The following is a 2,788-nucleotide window of genomic DNA, read 5'->3' on the forward strand; positions in this document are numbered from 1 at the left end:
CACCTGAACCGAGTACCGGCACTACACCCAGTCGCGAACCGTTACTCGCAAAGGCTCACTGGGGTAGGACGCCTGCGGCCACTGCCTTCAAGTCCGCAACCGGCACATTCCCGTTCCCGTCGACGACGATCACCACACCGTCCGGGGTCGTGATCACCACGTTGTGTGCGGTAACCTCGGAGCCCACGAATCTAGTGAGCTGGGCTCGGCCGGCCGGAAGCTCGTATCTGTCAATCACCTCGGAGCCCTTGATAGCCCATCCGGTCAACCATTCGGTGACCTGTGCCTGATCAACCTCAGCTGTCGTCCCTTCCGGGCGCAGCACCGAGATAGCTATCCAATTGCCCCCATTGGGCAGCACATACGTTCGCAGTGTCGTTGCGGCGGTCGGATGTTCTGACGCGGGCACGGAGCCGTCGTTGTGCAGTTGGTCCTTCGATACGGGGTAGCTAGCAGACCCGTTCCCAGGGACACCGACCCGGAGCCCATCAGGCACGAAGGTGACACGGTAGCCATCCAGCGGCTCGTGGATCGGGTCCACAGCTGCGGTCGGCGAGGCGGCCGCGATCGGATTAGTGGTCGGGCTAGAAGGGGCGGCGAGATGGGCGGGTACTGTCAGAGTGACCACGATGGTAGCGGCAACGGCTGTCGCGGCCACTGCGCCGCCCGCAGCTACGGCGCGTAGAACCCGGCGCCTGCGTACGCCTCGATGCACTCCGGTGATGAACGCGTCGGTGACAGGAAGAGCGAAGTGCTCCTTGTCCAGGACGGCTAGCTCGTCGGCGGGGTTTTCGGCCACCAGAATCACCCTTCTGCTGTCATGGTCGCCCGGAGGCTCGACAAGCCTCGGGAGAGTTGAGACCGCACCGTCGCTGGGGTGCAGTCCAGTAGGCGGCCGATCTCATCGTCCGGCAGATCAGCCACGTATCGAAGTGCGATCACTGCCCGCTGCTTCGGCGGCAGGCTCGCGAGGATCTCGCGAACGGCAGCTGTCGAGTCCACCGCGGCCAGTGCTGTGTCCTCGCGCGCGGTCTCCGGGATCTTGTCAGTCGGCATCGGCCTGCGACGTCGTCGCTCGTTGAGGAACAGATTGGTCATGGTGCGCTGGGCATAGCCGACGGGATTCCCGTCCGAGCGCAGCCTCGACCAGGCGAGCCCGACGCGAATGAGGGTTTCCTGAGCGAGGTCTTCCGCAGCGGCTCGGTCCAGCGTCAGGACATTGCCTAGACGCAGGAGCCCGGCGGCGCTCTGTAGTACGAACGCCTCGAACCCGGAGTCGTCCGGCGGGAATCGTGACACCATCACACTATGACTACACGGCGGGCCCCAGAGATGTTGCATGGGTCCCTTAAATTTCTTCGAAGCAGCTGCTGACACCGGACGAGCCCGGCAGCAGCGAACTCGTCGACGGACAGTTAGTCCAAGGCTCAGCGACACTGTCAAACCTGACTTCGGTCACTGGCTTCCGGCGCGAGGAACTCGAACCCGCAGCCAGCGCCGTAGTGATGGTCTCTCGGTCGGCGGCGCGCCGATGGTCGGAAGACACGGCTGGCGAGTATCTGCCGACGGCCCGCCTCGGCAGACAGGTCGGCGTCGGTGGACAGGGTGAGCTACCCCCGCTTTGATGGAGCTTCTTGATCATGGTCCGATGGCCGCTGGAAAAGGGCGGTTTCAGGTGGTCAGTGCAAGTAACAGGCGGTTCGCGGCCTCCGAGGGGATCGGCACCGCCGCTGTGCCCTGTTCGATCCGCTGCCGAGTGAAGGGCAGCGGCGGCGCCGATGGTCTCGCGCTCTAGTGTCTCGTGATCCTGTTGTCTTGACGTGATGTCGGTGTGGTTGGCTGTGCCTCGTGGAGCTGACAGCGGATGAGCGGGTGGAGCTTCGGGCGTTGATCAACAGCCCGGAGGTGTCGGCTGCGGTCGGCACCCGGGCGCGGATCGTGTTGTGGCACGCCGAAGGGCGGATGAAGAAGGACATCGCGGTGCTGGCCGGGGTGTCGAGGCCGACGGTGGACCTGTGGCTCGGCCGCTACGCCGACGAGGGCGCGGCGGGTCTGCTCAACCAGCCACCCGGCGGTTCCCGCGAACAGGTACCGGCCCGGATCCGGGCCCGGGTCCTCGCGTTGACCCGGATGACTCCGCCGACGGGCACCGGCCTGTCGCACTGGTCCAGCCGCGAGATGGCCGCGTACGTCACCCGCACCGAGGGCGTGCCGGTCTCCCACCACTGGGTGGCCAAACTCTGGCGCGAACACGGACTCAAACCCCACCGCTCCGGCACCTTCAAGATCAGCAAGGATCCGCGGTTCGCCGACAAGGTCGCCGACATCGTCGGTCTCTACCTCGACCCGCCCGGCGGCGCGGTGGTCCTCAGCCTCGACGAGAAGACCCAGATCCAGGCATTGGATCGGACCCAGCCGCTGCTGCCCATCGAGTTCGACGCCACCGAACAGCGCACCCACGACTACGTCCGGCACGGCACCACCAACCTGTTCGCCGCGCTCAACGTCGCCACCGGCGAGGTCATCGGCGAGTGCCGGCCCTCGCGCGACGGGGCGGCGTTCCTGGCCTTCCTCCGCAAGGCCGTGGCCCCACACCGGGGACGCCAGGTCCACGTGGTGCTGGACAACCTGTCCACCCACACCACCCCCGACGTGCTCGCCTGGCTGGCAGCCAACCCGCACGTGCACTTCCACTTCACCCCGACCGGATCGAGTTGGATCAACCAGATCGTGCGACACGCAAGTCGCATGAGTACAGCGACACTCATCGAAGGGGGTGCGGCGTGAC

Annotated in this window: 3 protein-coding genes; 1 reads left to right on the forward strand and 2 read right to left on the reverse strand. The window is 65.9% G+C overall.

From position 1 onward, the window contains the following. Positions 1-55: 55 nt before the first annotated feature. On the reverse strand, positions 56-808 hold the full coding sequence (locus ACFHWU_RS28895) for a hypothetical protein (protein ID WP_416569523.1): 753 nt from the start codon (positions 806-808) through the stop codon (positions 56-58). Then, entirely contained in the window at positions 805-1,302 is a 498-nt protein-coding gene (locus ACFHWU_RS28900) for a SigE family RNA polymerase sigma factor (RefSeq protein ID WP_416569527.1), read from the reverse strand. The genes ACFHWU_RS28895 and ACFHWU_RS28900 overlap by 4 nt, the downstream gene beginning before the upstream one ends. Before the next feature lie 546 nt (positions 1,303-1,848). On the opposite strand from ACFHWU_RS28900, the gene ACFHWU_RS28905 reads away from it, so the two are divergent. Continuing rightward, positions 1,849-2,787, forward strand: a complete 939-nt coding sequence (locus ACFHWU_RS28905) for an IS630 family transposase (RefSeq protein ID WP_416569522.1) — start codon at positions 1,849-1,851, stop codon at positions 2,785-2,787. Position 2,788: the final 1 nt, after the last annotated feature.

The organism is Micromonospora sp. LOL_015 (assembly GCF_048060275.1).
In the GTDB taxonomy this organism is placed as follows: domain Bacteria; phylum Actinomycetota; class Actinomycetes; order Mycobacteriales; family Micromonosporaceae; genus Micromonospora_E.

Excerpts from the sequence above, each read along its gene's own strand:
- ACFHWU_RS28900 (WP_416569527.1), bottom strand. The coding sequence starts at position 1,302 with ATGGTGTCACGATTCCCGCCGGACGACTCCGGGTTCGAGGCGTTCGTA.